The following is a 22,713-nucleotide window of genomic DNA, read 5'->3' on the forward strand; positions in this document are numbered from 1 at the left end:
GTGGTAGGCGATCCGTCCGGAAAGGACACTGCCCGCGTTGCCGGTGAGCAGGTGCCCGCCGAGCCCTTCGGGAGCTTCGCGCAGGCCTGCGGCGTAGCCCGAGACGCCCGCGCCGATGAACACCCCCGAGGGGCTGCCCGCCAGGGACCGCGGGTCGATCCCCGCGCGTTCCAGGGCTTCCCACGCGCCCTCGAGCAGCAGCCGCTGCTGCGGGTCGGTGGCCAGCGCCTCGCGCGGGCTCATCTCGAAGAAGGCGGCGTCGAACTCGCCGGCGCCGGTCAGGAAGCCGCCGTCTCGGGAGTAGCTCTTGCCTTCGGCGTCCGGGTCCGGGTCGTAGAGGCCCTCGACGTCCCAGCCGCGGTCCTCGGGCCAGGCCGAGATGGCGTCACCGCCGTCGGCCAGCAGCTGCCACAGCTCCTCCGGCGAGGTGATCCCGCCGGGCAGGCGGCAGCTCATGCCGACGATCGCGATCGGCTCGTCGGCCTCCGCGGCGCGTTTCGGAGCGACGAGAGCGGAGTCGGTGCCGAACAGCTCACCGGCCAGGAAGCCGGCGAGGACGGTGACCGACGGGTGGTCGAAGACGAGCGTCGACGGCAGCTTCAGACCCGTCGCCGCGCTCAGGCGGTTGCGCAGTTCGACCGCCGTCAGCGAGTCGAAGCCCAGGTCGCGGAACGGCCGGTCGACCGCGACGGACCCCGGGCCGGGGTGCCCGAGCGCCACCGCGGCTTCCCGCTGGACGAGGTCGAGCAGGTCACCGGCGGACAGTTCGGGCCGGACCGCGTCGACCGGGACGTCGAGGGCGTCCCGGACCTCCGGCAGGTCGCCGAGCAGCGCGCTGGCCCGGACGGCGGTGAAGCCCGGTGCGAACCGGGCCCAGTCGACGTCGGCCACGGTGACCGCGGTGTCGCCCGCGTCCAGGGCCCGGCGCAACGCGGTGATCGCCAGGTCCGGCGGCACCGGCCGGAGGCCGCGGCGGCGCAGGTGGTCCTCGGCGCCCTCGTCGGCCAGCATGCCGCCGCCCGCCCAGGGACCCCAGGCGACCGACGTCGCGGCGAGCCCCGCCGCGCGGCGCTGGTGAGCGAGCCCGTCGAGGAAGGCGTTCGCGGCGGCGTAAGCGCTCTGGCCGCCGCTGCCCCAGACACCCGCGATGGAGGAGAACAGCACGAACGCGTCGAGTTCGCGGTCCCCGAGGACGGCGTGCAGGTTCGCCGCCCCCGCGAGCTTGGCCGCGGTGAACCCGGCGAACTCGGCCACGCCGAGCCCGGCGAGCGGCGCGGCCTGCGCGACCCCGGCGGTGTGCACGACGGCGAGCAGCCCGTCGAGGCCCGCGAGCAGCTCCGCGACGGCGTCCCGGCCGGTGACGTCGCAGGCGGCGACGGTCACGGTGACGCCGAACGCGGCCAGCTCGTCACGCAGGTCCGGCGCCCCGGCGGCGTCGAGGCCCCGGCGGCCGGCCAGGACGAGGTGCTCGGCGCCGGTGCGGGCGAGCCAGCGGGCGACCTCGGCGCCCAGGGCCCCGGTGCCGCCGGTGACCAGCACGGTCCCGCGCGGCCGCCACGACGGGCCGGACGTGGTCGCGGGAGCGCGTTCGAGGCGCGCGGCGAAGACGGCGGAGTCGCGGACGGCGACCTGGTCCTCGGTCCCGGCCAGGACGCCCGCCAGCCGGGCGACCGCGCGGTCGTCGAGGACGGCGGGCAGGTCGACGAGACCGCCCCAGCGCTCCGCGTGTTCGAGGGCGGCGGTGCGGCCGAAGCCCCAGAACGCCGCCTGCGTCGCGCTGCGGACCGGGTCGGCCCGGCCGGCCGAGACCGCGCCCGAGGTCACGCACCACAGCGGCGCGGTGGGCGTCTGCGCGAGACGCAGGGTCTCGGCGAGCCCGATCGAAATCGCCGGGTCGTCCGGCGCGGGCCGTTCGTCGAAGGCGAGCAGCGACAGCACCCCCGCGAAGTCACCGTGCTGTTCGGCCAGCTCGGCCAAGCGGACCGGCACGCAGTCGAGCCCCGCGGTCAGCGTCTCCACGAGACCCGGCTCGACGCCCTCCTCCGGCAGCACCAGCAGCCAGGTGCCCGGCTTCGCCTCGGTCTTGCCGGTCAGCGGGCGCCAGTTCACCGCGTACCGCCAGTTGTCCACAGTAGACAAGTTGGTGCGGTCGCCGTGCCACCGCGCGAGCAGCGGAAGGGCGCGGTCGAGGCCGTCCAACGCGGACTCGGCGACGTCCAGGGTCGCGGCGAGCGCGGGCAGGTCCGCGTTCTCGACGGCCGACCAGAACTCGCCGTCGACCGTGGGCGCCACGGTGGTCCTCTCGGGGACGCGCGGCCAGTACCGCTCGCGCTGGAACGGGTAGGTGGGCAGCACGACGAACCGCCCCGGCCGCAGCACCGCCTTCCAGTCCGGCGTGTGCCCGCCGACGTGCAGGTGGGCCAGCGCCGCCAGCAGTGTCCACTCCTCGGGCCGGCCCTTCCGCAGGGTGGCCGTCGCGGGCAGGGTCTCCTGCGCCAGCGCGGCGAGCACGCCGTCCGGACCGAGCTCGACGCACCCGGTGACGCCCAGCGCGGCCAGCGCGCCGACGGCGTCGGCGAACCGCACGGGTTCGCGGACCTGACGCACCCAGTACACCGGGTTCAGGATCTCGTCCCCGGCGAGCCGTCCGGACACAGTGGACACCAGAGGGATCTTCGGCGGGTTCAGGGTCAGGCCGTCGGCGACCGCCGCGAAGGCGTCCAGCATCGGGTCCATCAGGGCCGAGTGGAACGCGTGCGACACGGTCAGGCGCCGGACCTTCCGGCCCAGCCCGGCGAAGTGCCGCTCGACCGCTTCCACCGCGTCGGCTTCACCCGACACGACTGTCGCTTGAGGACCGTTGATCGCCGCGAAGCCGACGCCATCACCCAGCACGGCGGCGACCTCGCCTTCGGTCGCCTCCACGGCCAGCATCGCACCGCCGCCCGGCAGCGCCTGCATCAGGCTCGCGCGAGCGGCCACCAGCGTGCACGCGTCTTCGAGCGAAAACACCCCCGCGACGTGCGCGGCGGCCAGCTCACCGATCGAATGCCCGGCAACGTAGTCCGGCTTGACACCCCACGCCTCCAGCAGGCGGAACAGCGCGACTTCGAGCGCGAACAGCGCGGGCTGCGTGGTGCCCGTCCGGTCCAGCGCCACGGCGTCCGCGAAGACCGCCCGGTCCACGTCGAGGTGCGCGCACACCGCGTCGAACGCGTCCGCGAACACCGGGAACCGCTCGTACAGCTCCGCCCCCATGCCGACCCGCTGCGATCCCTGACCCGAGAACAGGAACGCCGGCTTCCCGGCGAGCTGCGTCCCCTGGACCAGGTTCGCGGCCGAGCCGCCGGACGCCAGCGCGCTCAGGCCGCTCGCCAGCTCGGCGAAGCCGTCGCCGAGCACGACGGCCCGGTGCTCGAACGCGGTCCGCGCGGCCAGGCCGGCCGCCACGTCCGCGACGTCGGTCTCGCCCAGCTCCAGCAGGTTCCTCGCCGCGTCCCGCAGTGCGGCTTCGGACCGGCCGGACAGGACCCACGGCACGAGGCCGCGCTCGGTGGCCGGCGCGTCGACCGCAGGCACGCCCTCGAGGATGACGTGGGCGTTCGTGCCGCTCACGCCGAACGACGACACGCCCGCGCGCCGCGGCCGCTCCCCCTCCGGCCAGTCCCGGGGCTCGGTCAGCACCGCGACGCCCGCCCAGTCGACGTGCCGCGAAGGCGTGTCGACGTGCAGGGTCTTCGGCAGCAGTCCGTTTTGGAGGGACAGCACCATCTTGATGATCCCGGCGACGCCCGCCGCGGCCTGCGTGTGCCCGATGTTCGACTTCAGCGAGCCGAGCCACAACGGCGTTTCCCGGTCCCGGCCGTAGGTCGCCGCCAAGGCCTGCGCCTCGATCGGATCGCCCAGCGTCGTGCCGGTCCCGTGCGCCTCGACGGCGTCCACATCGGACGGTTCCAGACCCGCGTTCGCCAGCGCCGCCCGGATCACCCGCTGCTGCGACGGCCCGTTCGGAGCGGTCAGGCCGTTCGAAGCGCCGTCCTGGTTCACGGCCGAGCCGCGCACCACCGCGAGCACCGGGTGCCCGTGGCGCCGCGCGTCCGACAGCCGCTCCACGAGGATCAGGCCGACGCCTTCACCCCAGCCCGTGCCGTCGGCGCCGTCCGCGAACGCCTTGCAGCGGCCGTCTTCGGCGAGCCCGCCCTGCTTGCTGAACTCCAGGAACGCGCCGGGCGTCGTCATCACCGTCACGCCGCCGACCAGCGCCATCGACGACTCGCCCGAGCGCAGCGACTGCGCCGCCCAGTGCAGCGCGACCAGGGACGACGAGCACGCGGTGTCGACCGTGACGGCCGGCCCTTCCAGGCCGAGCACGTACGAGATCCGGCCGGAGACGACCGACCCGGCGTTCCCGGTGCCGGTGTGCCCGTCGGCCCCGGTCTCGCCGACCTCGCGCAGCAGCGCCGCGTAGTCCTGCCCGTTCGTTCCGATGTAGACACCGACCTGCGCGCCGCGCACCGACTGCGGGTCGATGCCCGCCCGCTCGAACGTCTCCCACGCCGTCTCCAGCAGCAGCCGCTGCTGCGGGTCCATCGCCAGGGCTTCGCGCGGTGAGATCCCGAAGAAGCCGGGGTCGAAATCCGTGACGCCGTCGAGGAAACCGCCGTGGCGCGTGTAGCTGGTGCCCTCGTGGTCGCGATCCGGGTGGTACAGCTCGGCCAGCGGCCAGCCGCGGTCCTCGGGGAACGTCGTGATCGCGTCCCGGCCGCCGGCCAGCAGCTCCCACAGGTCCTCGGGCGACCGCACGCCGCCGGGCAGGCGGCAGGCCATCGAGACGATGGCGAGCGGCTCGTCTTCGACGGCTGAAGCGGCGCGCGGGACGACCGGGGCCGCGACGGACCCGGCCAGCTCCTCCCGCAGGAACGTGGCGACCGCGGCCGGCGTCGGGTAGTCGAACACCAGCGTCGCGGGCAGCGCGCGCCCGGTCGCGGCGCCGAGGCCGTTGCGCAGTTCGACGGCGGTCAGCGAGTCGACGCCGAGGTCCTTGAACGCCCGCTCCGGGTCGACCGACTCCGGCCCGGGGTAGCCGAGCACGGCCGCGGCCTGCGCGCGGACGACGTCGAGCAGCAACGCGTGCTGGTCCTCGGTGGACAGTCCGGGCAGCCGCCCGGCCAGCGGCCGCTCCTCGGTGGCCGGCATCGCGTCGCGCGCCTCGGGCAGCTCGCCGAGCAGCGGGCTCGTCCGCGTGGTCGTGAAGCCGGGGACGAACTTCGCCCAGTCGACGTCGGCGATGAGGGGGTTGGCTTCGCCGCCGGCGATCGCGCGGCGCAGTGCGGCGACGGCCGGCCGCGGGGCCATCGGCGGCACGCCACCCCGGCGCATCCGGTCGGCGACCAGGTCGTCGGCCGCCATGCCGCTGCCGCCCCACGGGCCCCAGGCCACGGACGTGGCGGGCAGCCCGGCGGCGCGGCGCTGTTCGGCGAGCGCGTCGAGCCCGGCGTTGGCGGCCGCGTAGGCCGCCTGGCCGATCGCGCCGAGGCTGCCCGCGAAGGAGGAGAACAGGACGAACGCGGACAGGTCGCGGTCGCGGGTCAGCTCGTCGAGGTGCCGGGCGGCCTCGAACTTGGGCCGGAACACGGTGTCCAGCTGCCCGGCGGTGACCCCGTCCAGTACGGCGTCGTCGAGGACGCCGGCGGTGTGCAGCACGGCGTCGAGGCCGGGCAGCGACTCGAGGAGCCCGGCCACGGCGTCGCGGTCGCCGACGTCGCAGGCGGTGACGGTGACGCGGGTGCCGAGCGCGGCCAGTTCGTCCCGCAGCGCCGTGGCGCCGGGCGCGTCGAGGCCGCGACGGCTGGTCAGCACGAGGTGTTCGGCGCCGGCTTCGGCGAGGCTGCGCGCGACGACCGCGCCGAGCGCGCCGGTGCCGCCGGTGATCAGCACGGTCCCGGCCGGCGACCACGGTTCGGCGGCCGGTCCGGTGGTCCGCTTCACCCGGCGGCCGAACACGCCCGACGCCCGAAGAGCCACCTGGTCCTCGGCCGAGTTCAGTACCGCCGTCAGCCGGTCGAGGGCGCGTTCGCCAAGGTCTTCGGGCAGGTCGACGAGACCGCCCCAGCGCTGCGGGTACTCGAGCGCGGCCACCCGGCCGAGCCCCCACAGCGGTGCTTGATCGACGGTTCGCAGCGGGTCGGACGACCCGGTGGAGACGGCGCCACGGGTGGCGACCCAGACCGGGGCGGTCGCGGCCCGCACCAGCTCGACCGTGCGCAGCAGCGTCGTCGTGACGGACGCGGTTTCGTCCAGGGCCAGCAGCGAAAGCACACCGTCCACAGCGGAGTGCGCGGCCAGCTCGGCCGGGGTGACGGGCACGAATCCGCGGCTCGTCAGGCCGTCCAGCACCGGCGACGCGAAGTCCGCGGCCGGGACGACGGCCAGCCAGGTTCCCGAGACCGGGCCTGGCAGGGAGACGGGCGTCCAGTCGATCCCGTACCGCCAGGAGTCCACAGTGGACTGCTCCTGGCGCCGGGCGCGGTAGGCCGAGAGCGCGGGCAGCAGTTCGCCGACCGCGTCCTCCGGCAGGTCGAGCACCTCGGCGACAGTGCCGGAGTCCACCGCGGACCAGAACGCGTCGTCCCCGGTGCCGGTGGGGAGCGTGGGCTCCAGCCAGTAGCGCTGCCGCTGGAAGCGGTACGTCGGCAGGTCGACGCGGCGGCCGCCGGTCAGCACCTTCGCCCAGTCGGGCCCGTGGCCGGAGACGTGCATCCGGGCCAGGCCGGTCAGCGCGGCCGGCCCTTCCGGCCGGTCGCGGCGCAGGAGGGCGGCCACGGCGGCGCCGTCGGGCAGGCAGTCCTGGGCGAGCGCGGCCAGCGCGCCGTCGGGGCCCAGCTCGAGGAAGCCGGTCACGCCCGCCTCGCGCAGCCAGCCGACCCCGTCGGCGAACCGCACGGCCTCGCGGACGTGCGAGACCCAGTAGTCCGGCGAGGTGAGCCGGTCGGCGAGCGCCCCGGTGACGTTGGAGACGACCGCGATCTTCGGCGGGTGGAACGTGAGGCCGTCGAGGACCTGGCGGAACTCGGCGAGCATGCCGTCCATGCGGGCGGAGTGGAACGCGTGCGAGACGTCGAGGCGCTTGGTCTTGCGGCCCAGCTCGGCGAAGCGCGCGGCGGCGGCCAGCACTTCGTCCTCGTCACCGGAGAGCACGATCGACGACGGCCCGTTGACGGCCGCGACCGAGACCCCGTCGACCTCGTCTTCGGTCGCCTGGACGGCCACCATCGCACCACCGGCGGGCAGCGCCTGCATGAGCCGGCCCCGCGCGGCGACCAGCGTGCACGCGTCGGCCAGCGACAGGACCCCGGCCAGGTGGGCGGCGACGAGCTCGCCGATGGAGTGGCCCAGCAGGTAGTCCGGCCGGTAGCCCCACGACTCGGCCAGCCGGAACAGCGCCACCTCGAGCGCGAACAGCGCGGGCTGGGTGTACGCGGTCTCGTCGAGGTGCTTGCCCGAGGCGATGACCGTCCGCAGTGGACGGTCCAGGTGCCGGTCGAACTCCGCGCACACCTCGTCGAAGGCGGCGGCGAAGACCGGGAAGCGCCCGGCCAGTTCGGCACCCATGCCGCGGCGCTGCGCACCCTGGCCGGTGAACAGGAACGCGAGCTTGCCCGGCTGGATCGTCCCGCGCACCAGGCCGGGCGCGACGCCGTCCGCCGCGAGGGCGTCGAGACCGCGCAGCAGTTCGGCGCGGTCGGCGGCGAGGACGACCGCGCGGTCGTCCAGCGCCGCCCGGCCGGTGGCGAGCGACCAGGCCAGGTCCGCCAGGTTTTCTTCCTCCGCGACGGTCCGGACGCTCTCGGACTGCGCGCGCAAGGCAGCCGCACCTCGGGCGGAAACCAGGAACGGGTACGGGCCGGGCGCCGGGACCACTTCGGCCACTTCGGCCACGGGCGGCTCGGACAGCAGGACGTGCGCGTTGGTGCCGCTGACGCCGAACGCCGACACCCCGGCGCGGCGGGGCGCTTCGCGCTCCGGCCACGGCATCGCCTCGCCCAGCAGCTCGACCGAGCCGGCCGACCAGTCCACATGGGACGTCGGGGCGTCGAGGTGCAGGGTCTGCGGCAGGTGCCCGTGGCGCAGGGCCAGCACCATCTTGATGACGCCGGCCGCGCCGGACGCGGCCTGGGTGTGCCCGATGTTGGACTTCAGCGCGCCCACGCGCAGCGGCCGCCCGGCCGGGCGGTTCTGCCCGTAGGTGGCCAGCAGGGCCTGCGCCTCGATCGGGTCGCCCAGCGTGGTGCCGGTGCCGTGCGCCTCGACGACGTCCACATCGGACGATGAAAGTCCGGCCGCGGCGAGAGCCGCGCGGATCACCCGTTGCTGGGACGGGCCGTTCGGCGCCGTCAGGCCGTTGGACGCGCCGTCGGAGTTGACCGCCGAGCCCTCGATCACCGCGAGCACCGGGTGGCCGCGGCGCTGCGCGTCGGACAGGCGCTCGAGCAGCAGCAGGCCGACACCCTCGCCCCAGCCGGTGCCGTCGGCGGCCTCGGCGAACGGCTTGCAGCGGCCGTCGCCGGCCAGGCCGCCCTGGCGGGCGAACTCGAGGAAGACGGCCGGGGTCGACATGATCGTCGCGCCGCCGGCCAGCGCGAGCGAGCACTCCCGCCTGCGCAGGGCCTGGCCGGCGAGGTGCAGGGCGACCAGCGCGGACGAGCACGCCGTGTCGACGGTGACCGCGGGGCCTTCCAGGCCGTAGCTGTAGGCGAGCCGCCCGGAAAGCACGCTGCCCGCGTTGCCGGTGAGCAGGTGCCCGGCGACCTCGCCGGATTCGCTGCCGACGCCGTACCCGGACGGCGTCGAGCCGACGAAGACGCCGGCGGACGTGCCGGTCAGCGAGCCGGGGTCGATGCCCGCGCGTTCGAAGACCTCCCACGACACTTCGAGCAGGAGCCGCTGCTGGGGGTCGGTGGCCAGCGCCTCGCGCGGGCTGATCCCGAAGAAGGCCGGATCGAACGTCGTGGCGGTGTCGACGAACCCGCCCGTGCGCGCGTAGTCGCCGCCCGTGACGTCCCAGCCGCGGTCGCCGGGGAACGCCGACATCGCGTCGGTCCCCGCGGTGACCAGGTCCCAAAGCTCTTCCGGGGACGTGACGCCGCCCGGGAACCGGCAGCCCATCGCGACGATCGCGATCGGCTCCCGCTCCCCCGCCTCCAGGTCCTGGAGGCGTTGCCGGGTCTCGGCGAGGTCGGTCGTGACCCACTTCAGGTAGTCCCGGAGCTTCTCTTCGTTCACCAGCGCCCTCGCCTGCGGTCCTCCACCGGCGCCGGGCCGTCACGACCTGCCGAGCTCCCGGTGGATGAAGTCGAAAATTTCGTCGTCCGTCGCGCCTTCCAGCTGCCGGGCGGCCCGCGGCCGGCCGTCGGACGCCCGCGCTTCTCCCAGCTTGTCCAGCATGGTCCGAAGTCGGCCGGTGATCAGGCCGAAGGCGTCATCCTCTGGGGAAACCCCTGAAACCAGCGCCTCGATCCGGTCGAGCTCGCCCAGCACCGAGACCTCCTCGCCGACCAGCGCGGACAGCAGGAACGCGGCCAGTGCCGACGGCGTCGGGTGGTCGAAGACGAGGGTGGCGGGCAGCTTGAGCCCGGTCGCCGCGCGCAGGCGGTTGCGCAGCTCCACCGCCGTCAGGGAGTCGAAGCCGATCTCCTTGAACGGCCGGTTCGCGTCGACCTCGTCCGCGCCCGCGTGCCCCAGCACGCGGGCGATCGCGTCGCGGACGTGGTCGAGGACCACCCGCTCCTGCTCGACGGGCGGCAGGCCGGTCAGCCGGCCGGCGAACGACTCGGCGGCCGGCTCGGGCTCGGCCGCCTGGGCCGCCAGGGCCCGGCGGACCGCGGGCAGGTCGTCGAGCAGCGGGCGCGGCCGCGCGGCGGTGAAGCCCCGCACGAACCGCTCCCAGTCGACGTCGGCGACCGTCAGCGCGGTCTCGTCGCGGTCGATCGCCTGGCCCAGCGCGAGCAACGCCCGCTCCGGGGGCATCGCGCCGACGCCCCGGCGGCGCAGGTGCTCCTCGGCGTCGTTGTCGCCGGCCATGCCCGCGCCCCGCCAGGCACCCCAGGCCACCGACGTCGCGGTGAGCCCGCGGTCGCGACGGCGCTGGGCGAGCGCGTCGAGGAACGCGTTGCCCGCCGCGTACGCGCCTTGCCCGCCACTGCCCCAGACGCCGGCGTTGGAGGAGAACAGGACGAACGCGTCGAGGTCGCCGAGGAGCTCGTCGAGGTGCGTGGCGCCCGCGACCTTCGCGGACACGACCTCGGCGAACTCGCTCAGCTCGGTGTCGTCCACCGCCGTGCCCCGGACGATCCCGGCCGCGTGGAAGACGGCCCGGACGGGCGTTTCGGCCAGTTCGTCGAGCAACCGTGCCAGTGCCGCACGGTCGGCGACGTCGCAGGCGGCGATCGTCACCTCGGCGCCGAGGGCGGCCAGCTCCGCGCGGAGTTCGGCCGCGCCGGGCGCCGCTTCGCCTCGACGGCTGGTGAGCACCAGGCGCTGCGCCCCGCGGCCGGCGAGCCAGCGGGCGACGTGGGCGCCGAGGGCCCCGGTGCCGCCGGTGATCAGCACGGTCCCGGACGGCCGCCAGTCGCGAGCCGGGGCGCCGTCGCCGAGCGGCGCGGGCACCAGGCGGCGGGTGAGCACGCCCGACGCCCGGACGGCGACCTGGTCCTCGTCGCCCGCCGCGGCCAGGACACCGGCGAGCCGTTGCCGGTCGCGCTCGTCCGTCGTCTCGGGCAGGTCGACGAGCCCGCCCCAGCGGTCGGCGTGCTCGAGGCCGATGACCCGGCCGAGGCCCCAGATCTGGGCCTGCGCGGCGTCGGCCAGTGCGTCGCCGCGGCCGGTGGTCACCGCGCCCGCCGTGGCGAGCCAGAGCGGGGCGGTGATCCCGGCGTCGCCGAGGGCCTGGGTCAGCAGCAGGGTGTTCGCGACGCCGCGGGGCAGCACCGGGTCGCCGGTCGAGTCCAGGGCGAGCAGGGACAGCACGCCGTCGACGGGCCGGGCGGCCAGGTCGACCAGCCGCTTGCCGAGCGTGGCGCGGTCGGTGTCGCCGACGGCGAGCGGGACCGCGGTCCCGACGGCCTGCCGGGCGGCGTCGAGCCACGGGTGGTCGCCACCCTCCGGCGTCACGACCAGCCAGGTACCGGTCAGCGGCTTTGCCCCGGCGTCCAGGGGTTTCCAGGTGATGCGGTACCGCCAGCCGTCCACTGTGGAGCGTTCGAGCCGGGTGCGCCGCCAGCCGGCGAGCGCGGGCAGGACGTCCGCGAGGGGTTCCGGCGCGACGGCGAGGGTGTCGGCGATCGACGCCAGGTCTTCGCGCTCGACCGCCGCCCAGAAGGTGTCGTCGACCGGGTCGCCGGTGGTCGCCACGGCGGCCGGTGCCTTCGGCCAGTGGCGCCGGTGCTGGAACGGGTAGGTCGGCAGGGCGATCGTGCGCCGCTCCGGGACGACCGCCGCCCAGTCGACGTCGTGCCCCTGCGTCCACAGCTCGGCGAGCGAGGTCAGGAACCGGCGCGGGCCGCCTTCGCCGCGTCGCAGCGTCCCGACGACGACGCCGGGCGTGTCGCCCAAGGTCTCCTGGATCGCGCTGAGCAGCACCGGGTGCGCGCTGACCTCGACGAAGAACCGGTGCCCGCTCTCGACGAGCGCCCGGGTCGTGTCGAGGAAGCGGACCGGTTCGCGCAGGTTGCGGTACCAGTACCCGGCGTCGAGGGTCGCGGTGTCGACCGGTTCGGCCGTCACCGCGGAGTGGAACGGGACCTCGCCCGTGCGGGGCCGCAAGCCGGTCAGGGCCTCGAGCAGCTCGTCGCGGATCCCCTCCACGTAGACGGAATGCGAAGCGTAGTCGACCGGGATGCGCCGGGCCCGGATGTCCTGCCCGGTGCACCGGGCGATCAGTTCGTCGAGCGCGGCCGGGTCGCCGCAGACCACCGTCGACGCCGGGCTGTTGTAGGCCGCGATCGCGACCCCGTCCGGCAGCAGGTCCGCGACGCGGCCGGCGTCGAGGGCGATGGAGGCCATGCCGCCCCGCCCGGCGAGCCCGGCGGCGATCGCCTTGCTGCGCAGCGCGACGACCTTCGCACCGTCCTCAAGCGACAGTCCACCCGCGACGACCGCGGCCGCGATCTCACCCTGCGAGTGTCCGGCGACGGCGTCGGGCTCGACTCCGTGCGCCCGCCAGAGCGCCGCGAGCGACACCATGACCGCCCAGGACGCGGGCTGCACGACGTCGACGCGTTCGAGGGCCGACGCGTCGGCCAGGACGTCGGTCAGCGACCAGTCGACGTGTGGTTCGAGGGCCGCGGCGCATTCCGCGATCCGCTGCGCGAAGACCGGCTCGTCGAGGAGTTCGACGGCCATGCCCGCCCACTGCGCGCCCTGACCGGGGAAGACGAACACCGTCTCGCCCGCGGCCCCGGCGGTGCCGGTGACCAGGGACGCTCCGGCCGGTTCGCGGTGGTCGTCGAGGACGACCGCGCGGTGTTCGAAGGTGGACCGGGTGGTCACCAGCGACCAGGCGATCTCGGCGACGCTGCCGGGTGCGCCGGCGAGCGCGGCCACCTTGTCCCGGAGCGCCGCTTCCGACCGGGCGGAGAGCACCCACGGCGCCATCGTGTCGTCCACAGTGGACTCGACGGGCGGCTCGGGCACCTGCTCGACGATGATGTGGGCGTTCGTGCCACTGACGCCGAACGACGAGATCCCGGCGCGGCGCGGACCGTCGCGCTCGGGCCACGGGCGGGCCTCGGTCAGCAGGGACACCGCGCCACTGCTCCAGTCGACGTGCTTCGACGGCTCGCCGACGTGCAGGGTGGCGGGCAGGACGCCGGTGCGGATCGCCAGCACCATCTTGATCACCCCGGCGACCCCGGCCGCGGCCTGCGTGTGCCCGAGGTTCGACTTGATCGAGCCGAGCCACAGCGGTTCTTCGCGGTCGCGGCCGTAGGTGGCCAGCAGGGCCTGCGCCTCGATCGGGTCGCCGAGCGTCGTCCCGGTGCCGTGCGCCTCGACGGCGTCCACCTCGGACGGTGCCAGCCCGGCGTTGGCCAGCGCCGCCCGGATCACCCGCTGCTGCGACGGGCCGTTCGGCGCGGTCAGGCCGTTGGACGCGCCGTCCTGGTTCACCGCGCTGCCCCGCACGACCGCCAGCACCGGGTGACCGTTGCGGCGCGCGTCCGAGAGCCGCTCCACGAGCACGACGCCCACGCCCTCACCCCAGCCGGTGCCGTCGGCGTCGTCGGAGAAGGCCTTGCACCGGCCGTCCGGGGCCAGGCCGCGCTGGCGGCTGAATTCGACGAACAGGCCCGGCGTCGACATGACCGTCACGCCGCCGGCCAGCGCGAGCGAGCACTCGCCGGCCCTCAGGGACTGGGCGGCCAGGTGCAGGGCGACCAGCGACGACGAGCACGCGGTGTCGACCGTCATGGCCGGGCCCTCCAGCCCGAGCTCGTAGGAGATCCGTCCGGAAAGGACACTGCCCGCACTGCCGGTGGCGAGGTAGCCGTCGACGCTCTCCTCGCCGAAGTGCAGCGCCGCGGTGTAGTCCTGGCCGTTGGTGCCGGCGAACACGCCGACCGGCGTGCCGCGGACCGACCGCGGGTCGATGCCCGCGCGCTCGAGGGCCTCCCAGGACGCCTCGAGCAGCAGCCGCTGCTGCGGGTCCATGGCCAGGGCCTCGCGCGGCGAGATCCCGAAGAACTCGGCGTCGAACTTGTCGGCACCGGCCAGGAACCCGCCTTCGCGGACGTAGGTCGTCCCGGCGTGGTCGGGGTCCGGGTCGTAGAGCGCCTCGGTGTCCCAGCCGCGGTCGGCGGGGAACTCCGAGACCGCGTCACGGCCCTCGGCGAGCAGCGCCCACAGGTCGTCCGGGTTCCGCACCCCGCCGGGGAACCGGCAGCTCATGCCGACGATGGCGATCGGCTCGTCGCTCTCCTGCGCGGCGGGTGCCGGTTCGGCCCCGGCGTCGCCGAGCAACTCGGCACGCAGGTGGGCCGCCAGCGCCGTCGCGGTCGGGTAGTCGAACGCGAGGGTGGCCGGGAGCCGCAGGCCGGTCGCGGTGTCGAGGCGGTTGCGCAGCTCGACCGCGGTCAGCGAGTCGAAGCCGAGCTCCTTGAATGTGCGCCCGGCCGCGACGTCGTCGGCCGACCGGTGGCCGAGCGCGAACGCGACCTGTTCGCGCACGACCTTGAGCAGCACTCGGTCGGCGTCCGTCGGGGACAGTCCGGCGAGCCGGGCCGGCAGCGAATCCGTGGCGGCCGGCTCGAGCCGGCGCACCTCCGGCAGGTCGGCGACGAACGGGCTCGGGCGGCTCGCGGTGAGCGCGGCGGCGAACCGGGCCCAGTCGACGTCGGCGACCGTGACGGCGGCACTGCCGCGCTCGACGGCCGACCGCAGTGCGGCGACCGCCCGGCCGGGGCGCAGCGGGACGAGCCCGGTGCGGCCGACGTGCTCCTCGGCGGCGGCCGCCGCGGCCATCCCGCCCTCGGCCCACGGACCCCAGGCGACCGACGTCGCGACCAGGCCCCGTGCCCGGCGTTGTTCGGCGAGCGCGTCGAGGTAGGCGTTGGCCGCCGCGTAGTTGCCCTGCCCGGCAGCGCCGAAAGTGGCCGCGCAGGAGGAGAACAGCACGAACGCCGCCAGCGGTTGCCCGGCCGTGAGTTCGTGGAGGTGCCGCGCCGAGCCGGCCTTGGCCTCGACGACCTCCGCCAGCTTCTCCGGGGTGAGGGCTTCGAGGACACCGTCGGCCAGGACCCCGGCGGTGTGCACGACGGCGGTCAGCTCGCCGACGCTCTCCAGGGTCGCGGCGAGCGCGGCGCGGTCGGTGACGTCGCAGGCCAGGACGTCGACCGGCACCCCGAGGGCCCGGAGCTCGTCGGCGCCCGGCGCGGCGGGGCCGCTGCGGCTGAGCAGGACGAGGCGCTCGGCCCCGGCGCCGGCCAGCCAGCGGGCGACGTGCCGGCCCAGCGCGCCGGTGCCGCCGGTGACCAGGACGGTGCCGCTCGGCTGCCACGGTTCGCCCACGGCCGGTGCGCACCGGGTCAGCCGCCGGGCCAGCACGCCGGACGCGCGCACGGCCAGCTGGTCCTCGCCGGTCGCGCCGCCGAGGATCGCGCCGAGGCTCGCGAGCGCCGTCTCGTCCGGTTCGGCGGGCAGGTCGACGAGACCGCCCCAGCGGTGCGGGTGCTCCAGCGCGACCGTGCGCCCGAGGCCCCAGACCATGGCCTGCGCCGGGTCCGGCACGTCACCCTCGGCCGCGGCGACCGCGCCGCGGGTGACGCACCACAGCGGTGCGTCGATCCCGGCGTCCCCGAGGGCCTGGACCAGGGCTAACTGACCCTCGACGTCCAAAGTGGACAGGACGCCGGCGAGTTCACGCCCGCGCAGGCGATCGGCGAGCGACGCGCGATCGTCGCCGGGGCCGACTTCGAGCACGTCGAACGCCGGGAAGCCGGTGCCGGCCGGGACCACCGCGAGCCACGGCCCGGTGCGCACGGCGGCGGGTGCCGGGACCGGCTGCCAGGTGATCTCGTACTGGTCCACCGGCGACGACCGGCGCTCGCGCCAGGCCCTCAGCGCCGGGAGGTCGCCGTTCTCGACGGCCGTCCAGAACCGCTCGTCCGGCGCCGGCCGCGTCTCCAGCCAGTACCGCGTCCGCTGGAACGGGTAGGTGGGCAGCGCGACCGGCCGGGCGGTGTGCCGGGGGTGGGCCGCGCGCAGGACCGCGGTCCAGTCGACGGTGTGACCCCGCGTGTGCGCGTCGGCCAGCGCGGTGATCAGGCTCTCGTACTCCGGACGTTCCTTGCGCAGCACCGGAACCGCGGGGAAACCGGTCAGCGCCGAGAGCACGCCGTCCGGGCCGAGTTCGAGCGCCCGGGTGACACCGAGCCCGGTCAACGTCGTGGCCGCGTCGGCGAACCGGACCGGCTCGCGGACCTGACGCACCCAGTACTCCGGCGTCAGGATCTCCGCCCCGGCCACCGCACCGGACACAGTGGACACGAGCGGGATCGTCGGCGCGGTGAAGGACACCGAACCGGCGACGCGGGCGAACTCGGCCAGCATCGGATCCATCGACGCCGAGTGGAACGCGTGCGACACCGTCAGGCGCCGGACCTTCCGGCCCAGTCCGGCGAAGTGCCGCTCGACCGCGTCGACGGCGCCGGACACCACCACGGCCTCGGGCCCGTTGACCGCGGCCAGGCTCACGTCGGCACCCAGGAGCGGGACGACCTCGTCTTCGGTGGCCTGCACGGCCAGCATCGCGCCGCCCGCCGGCAGGGCCTGCATCAAGCCCGCGCGGGCCGTCACCAGCCGGCCGGCGTCCTCGAGCGACAGCACGCCCGCGACGTGCGCGGCGGCCAGCTCGCCGATCGAGTGCCCGGCGACGTGGTCCGGTTCGACGCCCCAGGACTCCAGCAGCCGGAACAGGGCCACCTCGACCGCGAACAGCGCGGGCTGCGTGTACCCCGTCCGGTCGAGCGCCTCGGCGTCGCCGAACACGACCTCCCGCAGCGGGCGGTCCAGGTCCAGGTGCGCGCACACCGCGTCGAACGCGTCCGCGAAGACCGGGAACCGTTCGTACAGCTCGGCACCCATGCCGACGCGCTGGGATCCCTGACCGGAGAACAGGAACGCCGTCTTGCCCGGCTCCGCCGGCCGGGGGCCGAGAACGTCGTCACCCAGCAGCACGGTCCGGTACTCGAACGCCGAACGCGCGGCGAGCGCGAAAGCGATGTCCAGCGGTTCACCGTCGATGCCGGTCAGCCCGCGTGCGGCGTCGCGCACGGCCTGCTCGGTCCGGCCCGACAGCACCCGGGGCACGAGCCCGGTTTCGGGGGCATTGCGGACTTCCGCAACCGCCGGTGGCTCTTCGAGGATGACGTGGGCGTTCGTGCCGCTGACCCCGAACGACGACACCCCCGCGCGGCGCGGCCGGTCGCCGTGCGGCCACGGCCGGGCCTCCGTCAGCAGCCGGACGTCCCCCGCCGTCCAGTCGACCCGCTCCGACGGCCGGTCGACGTGCAGCGTCTTCGGCAACACCTCGCCGCGCATCGCCAGCACCATCTTGACCACGCCCACCGCCCCCGACGCGGCCTGAGTGTGGCCCACGTTGGACTTGACCGAGCCCAGCCACAGCGGCTCGGCACGGTCGCGGCCGTACGTTTCCAGCAGGGCCTGGGCTTCGATCGGGTCGCCGAGCGAGGTGCCCGTGCCGTGTGCTTCGACGGCGTCCACATCGGACGGTGTCAGCCCGGCGTCCGCCAGCGCCGCGCGGATCACGCGCTGCTGCGACGGGCCGTTCGGGGCACTCAGGCCGTTGGACGCGCCGTCCTGGTTCATCGCCGATCCCCGCAGCAGCGCGAGCACCGGGTGCCCGAGCCGCTGGGCGTCGGACAGGCGCTCGACCAGCACCAGCGCGACGCCCTCGCCCCAGCCGGTGCCGTCCGCGGCGTCGGCGAACGCCTTGCAGCGCCCGTCCGATGCGAGCCCGCCCTGCTTGGCGAACTCCTGGAACGCGCCCGGCGTCGCCATCACGGTCACGCCGCCGGCCAGCGCCATCGACGACTCGCCGGAGCGGACCGACTGCGCGGCGAGGTGCAACGCGACCAGGGACGACGAACAGGCCGTGTCCACGGTGACCGCGGGCCCTTCCAGACCGAGCACATAGGACACCCGGCCGGACACGACGGCGCCGGCGTTGCCGGTCAGCAGGTGCCCCTCGACCTCTTCGGCCGCTTCGGTGTGGCCGGTCGCGTACCCCTGCGTGCCACAGCCGACGAACACCCCGGCCGCGCTGCCGCGCAGCGAACGCGGGTCGATGCCGGCGCGCTCGAAGACCTCCCACGCGCTCTCCAGCAGCAGCCGTTGCTGCGGGTCCATCGCCACCGCTTCCCGCGGCGAGATCCCGAAGAACCCCGCGTCGAACTCGTCGGCGTCGTGGACGAAGCCACCCACCCCGTCGAGGTCCCAGCCCCGGTTCACCGGGAACGCGGACAGGCCTTCGGCGCCCGTCGACACGAGTTCCCACAGGTCTTCCGGCGACCGGACGTCGCCGGGCAGGCGGCAGGCCATCGACACGATGGCGATCGGCTCGCCGGTGTCCACTCGGGACACCAGCCGATCGGCCGCCACGGGGCCGGCGTCGAGCAGCTGGTGCCCGAGGAGCACGGCGAGCCGCCGCGGGTCCGGGTGGTCGAACAGCACGACGGCGGGCAGTTTGAGCCCGGTCGCCGCGACGAGCCGGTTGCGCACTTCCAGCGCGATCAGGGAGTCGACGCCCAGGTCGCGGAAGGCCCGGTCCGGCTCGACCGAGCCCGGCCCGGGATAGCCGAGCACGGCGGCCGTCTCGGCGCGCACCAGGTCCAGCAGGGCTTCGGCCCGCGCGGCCTCGCCCAGCTCGGAAAGCCTTTGCACGAACGGAGACTCGGCGTCCGAAGGCGTCTCTTCCAGGGCCTGGCGGACCTCGGGCAGCTCGTCGAGCAGGGGCCGCGGCCGGGCGGCGGTGAACGCGGGCGCGAACCGCGCCCAGTCCATGTCCGCGACGGCGAGGAAGGTCTCGTCCGCGCTCAAGGCCTGCCGGAGCACGGTGAGCGCGAGCGCGGGGTCCATCGCCCGGACACCGCGGCGGCGCAGTTGCTCCCCGGAGTCGTCGCCGGTCATGCCCGCGCCGGCCCAGGCACCCCACGCCACCGACGTCGCGGTCAGGCCGCGGTCGCGGCGGTGCTGGGCGAGGGCGTCCAGGTAGGCGTTGGCCGCGGCGTAGGCGCCCTGGCCGCCGCCACCCCAGACACCGGCGTTGGAGGAGAACAGCACGAACGCGTCGAGGTCGCCGGGGAGCAGCGCGTCCAGGTTCACGGCCCCCGCGACCTTCGCGCACATGGTCGCGGCGACCTCGGCGAGGTCGGTCCCGGCGAGCGGCGCCGACCGGCCCACCCCGGCCGCGTGCACCACCGTGCGGACCGGCCCGACGTCGGCCAGCAGCGCGGCCAAGGCGTCGCGGTCGGCGACGTCGCAGGCCGCGATGGTCACCTCGGCACCGAGCGCCGTCAGCTCTTCGCGCAGCTCCGCGGCACCTTCCGCGTCCGGCCCGCGCCGGCTGGTCAGGACCAGGTGCCCGGCACCGGCTCCGGCCAGCCAGCGGGCCACGTGCGCACCGAGCGCGCCGGTGCCGCCGGTGACCAGCGCGGTCCCGCCGGTCCGCCACTCCGCCTCGGGACGAGCGCCGAGCGGGGCCGGGACCAGCCGGCGGACCAGGACACCGGACGCGCGGATCGCGACCTGGTCCTCGTCCGTCGCGCCGGCGAGCACCCGGCACAGGCGGGTGAGGGCGCGCTCGTCGAGGTCTTCGGGCAGGTCGACCAGGCCGCCCCAGCGGTCCGGGTGTTCCAGGCCCACGACGCGGCCCAGGCCCCAGACCTGGGCCTGTTCCGGGCCGGTCAGCCGGTCGGACCGGCCGGTGGACACCGCGCCGCGGGTCAGCAGCCACAGCGGCGCGGGCACCCCGGCGTCGCCGAGCGCCTGGACCAGTTCGACGCTCAGCTGCAGGCCGGCGACGGCGAGGACACCGTCGACACCCTCGGCGGACTCCGCCAGCACCTCGGCGAGCCACGCGCGGCCCGCACCCGGCTCGACGGTCAGCAGCACGGGTTCGCCACCGTGGGCGGCGAGGCCGTCGACCAGCCCGGCCGGAACGTGCCCGGCGGGGGCGACGACCAGCCAGCGGCCGCCGAAGTCCGTCTCGGGCGGGGTGGCGGGCCGCCACGCGATCCGGTACCGCCAGCCGTCCACAACGGACTGCTCGCGGCGGCGCCGGTGCCACCGGGCGAGCGCGGGCAGGACGCCGGCGAGCACGGTCGCGTCCAGGTCCAGGGATGCGGCGAGCGCGCCGGCGTCTTCACTGTCCACAGCGGACCAGAAGGCGTCGTCGGCCGGATCGGCGGCGAAGCCGGACTTTTCGGGACCGGTCAGCCAGTAGCGTTCGCGCTGGAAGGGGTAGGTCGGCAGGTCGACGAGCCGCGCGCCGGGGAAGAACCCGGCCCATTCGACGGTGGCCCCGCGGCTCCACAGCTCGGCCAGCGACGTCAGGAAGCGCGGCAGGCCGCCTTCGCCGCGCCGCAACGAGCCGACGACCACGGGCTCGGTGTCCTCCAGGGTCTCCTGGACGGCGGCGGCCAGCACGGGGTGGGCGCTCACCTCGACGAACGTGGTGTACCCGGCGTCGGCGAGGCCGCGCACGGCGGTGTCGAACAGCACCGTCCGGCGCAGGTTCCGGTACCAGTAGGCCGCGTCCATGGCGCCGGCCCAGTCGCCGGTCACCGAGGAGTAGACGGGGATCTCGGCCTCGCGCGCGGTGATCGGCGCGAGCGCGGCCAGCAGTTCGGCCTCGATGGCTTCGACGTGCGCGGAGTGCGAGGCGTAGTCCACCGGGATGCGGCGGGCGCGGATGCCTTCGGCCACGCAGGTTTCGATCAGCTCGTCGAGGGCTCCGGGTTCGCCGGAGAGCACGACCGAGGCCGGGCCGTTGACGGCCGCGACGCTGATCCGGTCGTCCAGCCGGGCGGTGGCTTCGGCGAGGGGCAGCGCGACCGAGGCCATGCCGCCCTGGCCCGCCAGGTCCTTCGCGATGAGACGGCTCCGCAGCGCGACGACGCGCGCACCGTCCTCAAGGGACAACGCCCCCGCCACGACCGCGGCCGCGATCTCGCCCTGGGAGTGCCCGACGACCGCGGCGGGCCGGACACCCGCCGACTGCCAGAGCGCGGCGAGCGAGACCATCACCGCCCAGGACGCCGGCTGCACGACGTCGACCCGCGCCAAGGCTTCCGCGTCCGCCAGGACGTCGGTCAGCCTCCAGTCCACAAAGGATTCGAGCGCTGCCTCGCACTCGGCGAACCGGGCCGCGAACACCGGCGAGGACGCCAGGAGGTCCGTCGCCATGCCGGCCCACTGCGCGCCTTGGCCGGGGAAGACGAACGCCGTCTTGCCCGGCGCCGCGGCGACGCCCCGGACCACCTCGGCGGACGGCGTCGCGCCGGCGAGCGCGTCGAGCCCGCGGACCAGGTCCGGGAGCTGGTCGCCGACCACCGCGGCGCGGTGTTCCCAGTCGGTGCGGGCGGTGGCGAGCGTGAGCCCGACGTCGCCCGGCCGGACGTCGCCCGCGACGTGCGCGCGCAGCCGGCCGGCCTGCTCACGCAGTGCCTCGGCCGTCCGCGCGGACAGCGTCCACACCGAAGGTCCGTGGAGCGCCTCGGTTTCCTCCGCCACGGGCTCGGCGGCTTCGAGGACGACGTGGGCGTTCGTGCCGCCGACGCCGAACGACGACACCCCGGCGCGGCGGGGTGCGCCGGTCTCGGGCCAGGCCGTGTTCTCGGTCAGCAGCTCGACCGAGCCGCGCGTCCAGTCGACCTGCGACGACGGCTCGGTCACGTGCAGCGTGCGGGGAAGCACGCCGGCGCGCAGGGCCAGGACCATCTTCATCACCCCGGCCACGCCGGCGGCGGCCTGGGTGTGCCCGATGTTCGACTTGATCGAGCCCAGCCGGAGCGGCCGCTCGCGGTTGCGCCCGTACGTCGCGAGCAGCGCCTGCGCTTCGATGGGGTCGCCGAGCGTGGTGCCGGTGCCGTGCGCCTCGACGGCGTCCACTTCGGACGGTTCGAGGCCGGCGTTGGCCAGTGCGGCGCGGATGACCCGTTGCTGCGAAAGGCCGTTGGGCGCGGTGAGACCGTTGGACGCGCCGTCGGAGTTGACCGCCGAGCCGCGCAGGACGGCGAGCACCGGGTGGCCGTTCTCGCGGGCGTCGGACAGCCGCTCGACGAGCAGCACGCCGGCGCCCTCGCCCCAGCCGGTGCCGTCGGCGGAGTCGGCGAACGACTGGCAGCGCCCGGACGCGGAAACCCCGCCCTGACTGGTGAATTCGAGGAACACGGCGGGCGTGGCCATGATGGTGACGCCGCCGGCGAGCGCCATCGAGCACTCCCCCGCGCGCAGCGCCTGCACGGCCAGGTGCAGCGCGACGAGCGACGACGAACAGGCCGTGTCGACGGTGACGGTCGGGCCTTCGAGGCCGAAGGTGTAGGCGATCCGCCCGGACGCGACGGACACGGCGTTGCCGGTGAGCAGGTGCCCGCGGAGCTCGTCGGGCAGGCCGGCGAGGTCGCTGGAACCGTAGGCCTGGTTGCTGCAGCCGATGAACACGCCGGTGTCGCTGGCCCGCAGCCCCCGCGGGTCGAGCCCGGCGCGTTCGAACGTCTCCCAGGATACCTCGAGCAGCATCCGCTGCTGCGGGTCCATCGCGAGCGCTTCGCGGGGCGAGATGCCGAAGAAGCCGGGATCGAAGTCGCCGGCCTGCCGCAGGAACCCGCCCTCGGCGGTGTTGCTGCCGGCCAGCTCGTCGGCGGCCCAGTTCCGGTCGGCGGGAAAGCCGGAGATGGCGTCGACGCCGTCGGCCAGCAGGGTCCACAGCTCGTCCGGGTTCCGCACGCCACCGGGGAAGCGGCAGCCCATCGCGACGATGGCGATCGGTTCCCTGGAGGCCGCCGCGAGCCGGTCGTTCTGCTCCCGTAGCCGCTTGTTGTCCCGCAAGGACGCCCGGAGCGCTTCGACGACCTTGTCCTTGTCCGAAGACACTGCCACCAGGTACCTCCAGGTTCACGGCGTGGTCGCCTCGAGTGAAAC

Annotated in this window: 1 protein-coding gene and 1 pseudogene (1 of these 2 running past the window's edge); both read right to left on the reverse strand. The window is 75.3% G+C overall.

Annotated features, from left to right (window positions below; genetic code table 11):
• Positions 1-9,282 carry the beginning of a type I polyketide synthase gene (locus ACYVLJ_RS27155; protein ID WP_460440810.1) on the reverse strand. It extends 14,895 nt beyond the left edge of the window, so the window shows 9,282 of its 24,177 coding nt (coding positions 1-9,282); the start codon lies at positions 9,280-9,282; its stop codon lies beyond the left edge, outside the window.
• 39 nt (positions 9,283-9,321) lie between these two features.
• A pseudogene (locus tag ACYVLJ_RS27160) lies at positions 9,322-22,632 on the reverse strand (type I polyketide synthase); the annotation flags it as partial.
• Between the last annotated feature and the right edge of the window lie 81 nt (positions 22,633-22,713).

It is taken from the genome of Amycolatopsis stemonae (assembly GCF_054781455.1).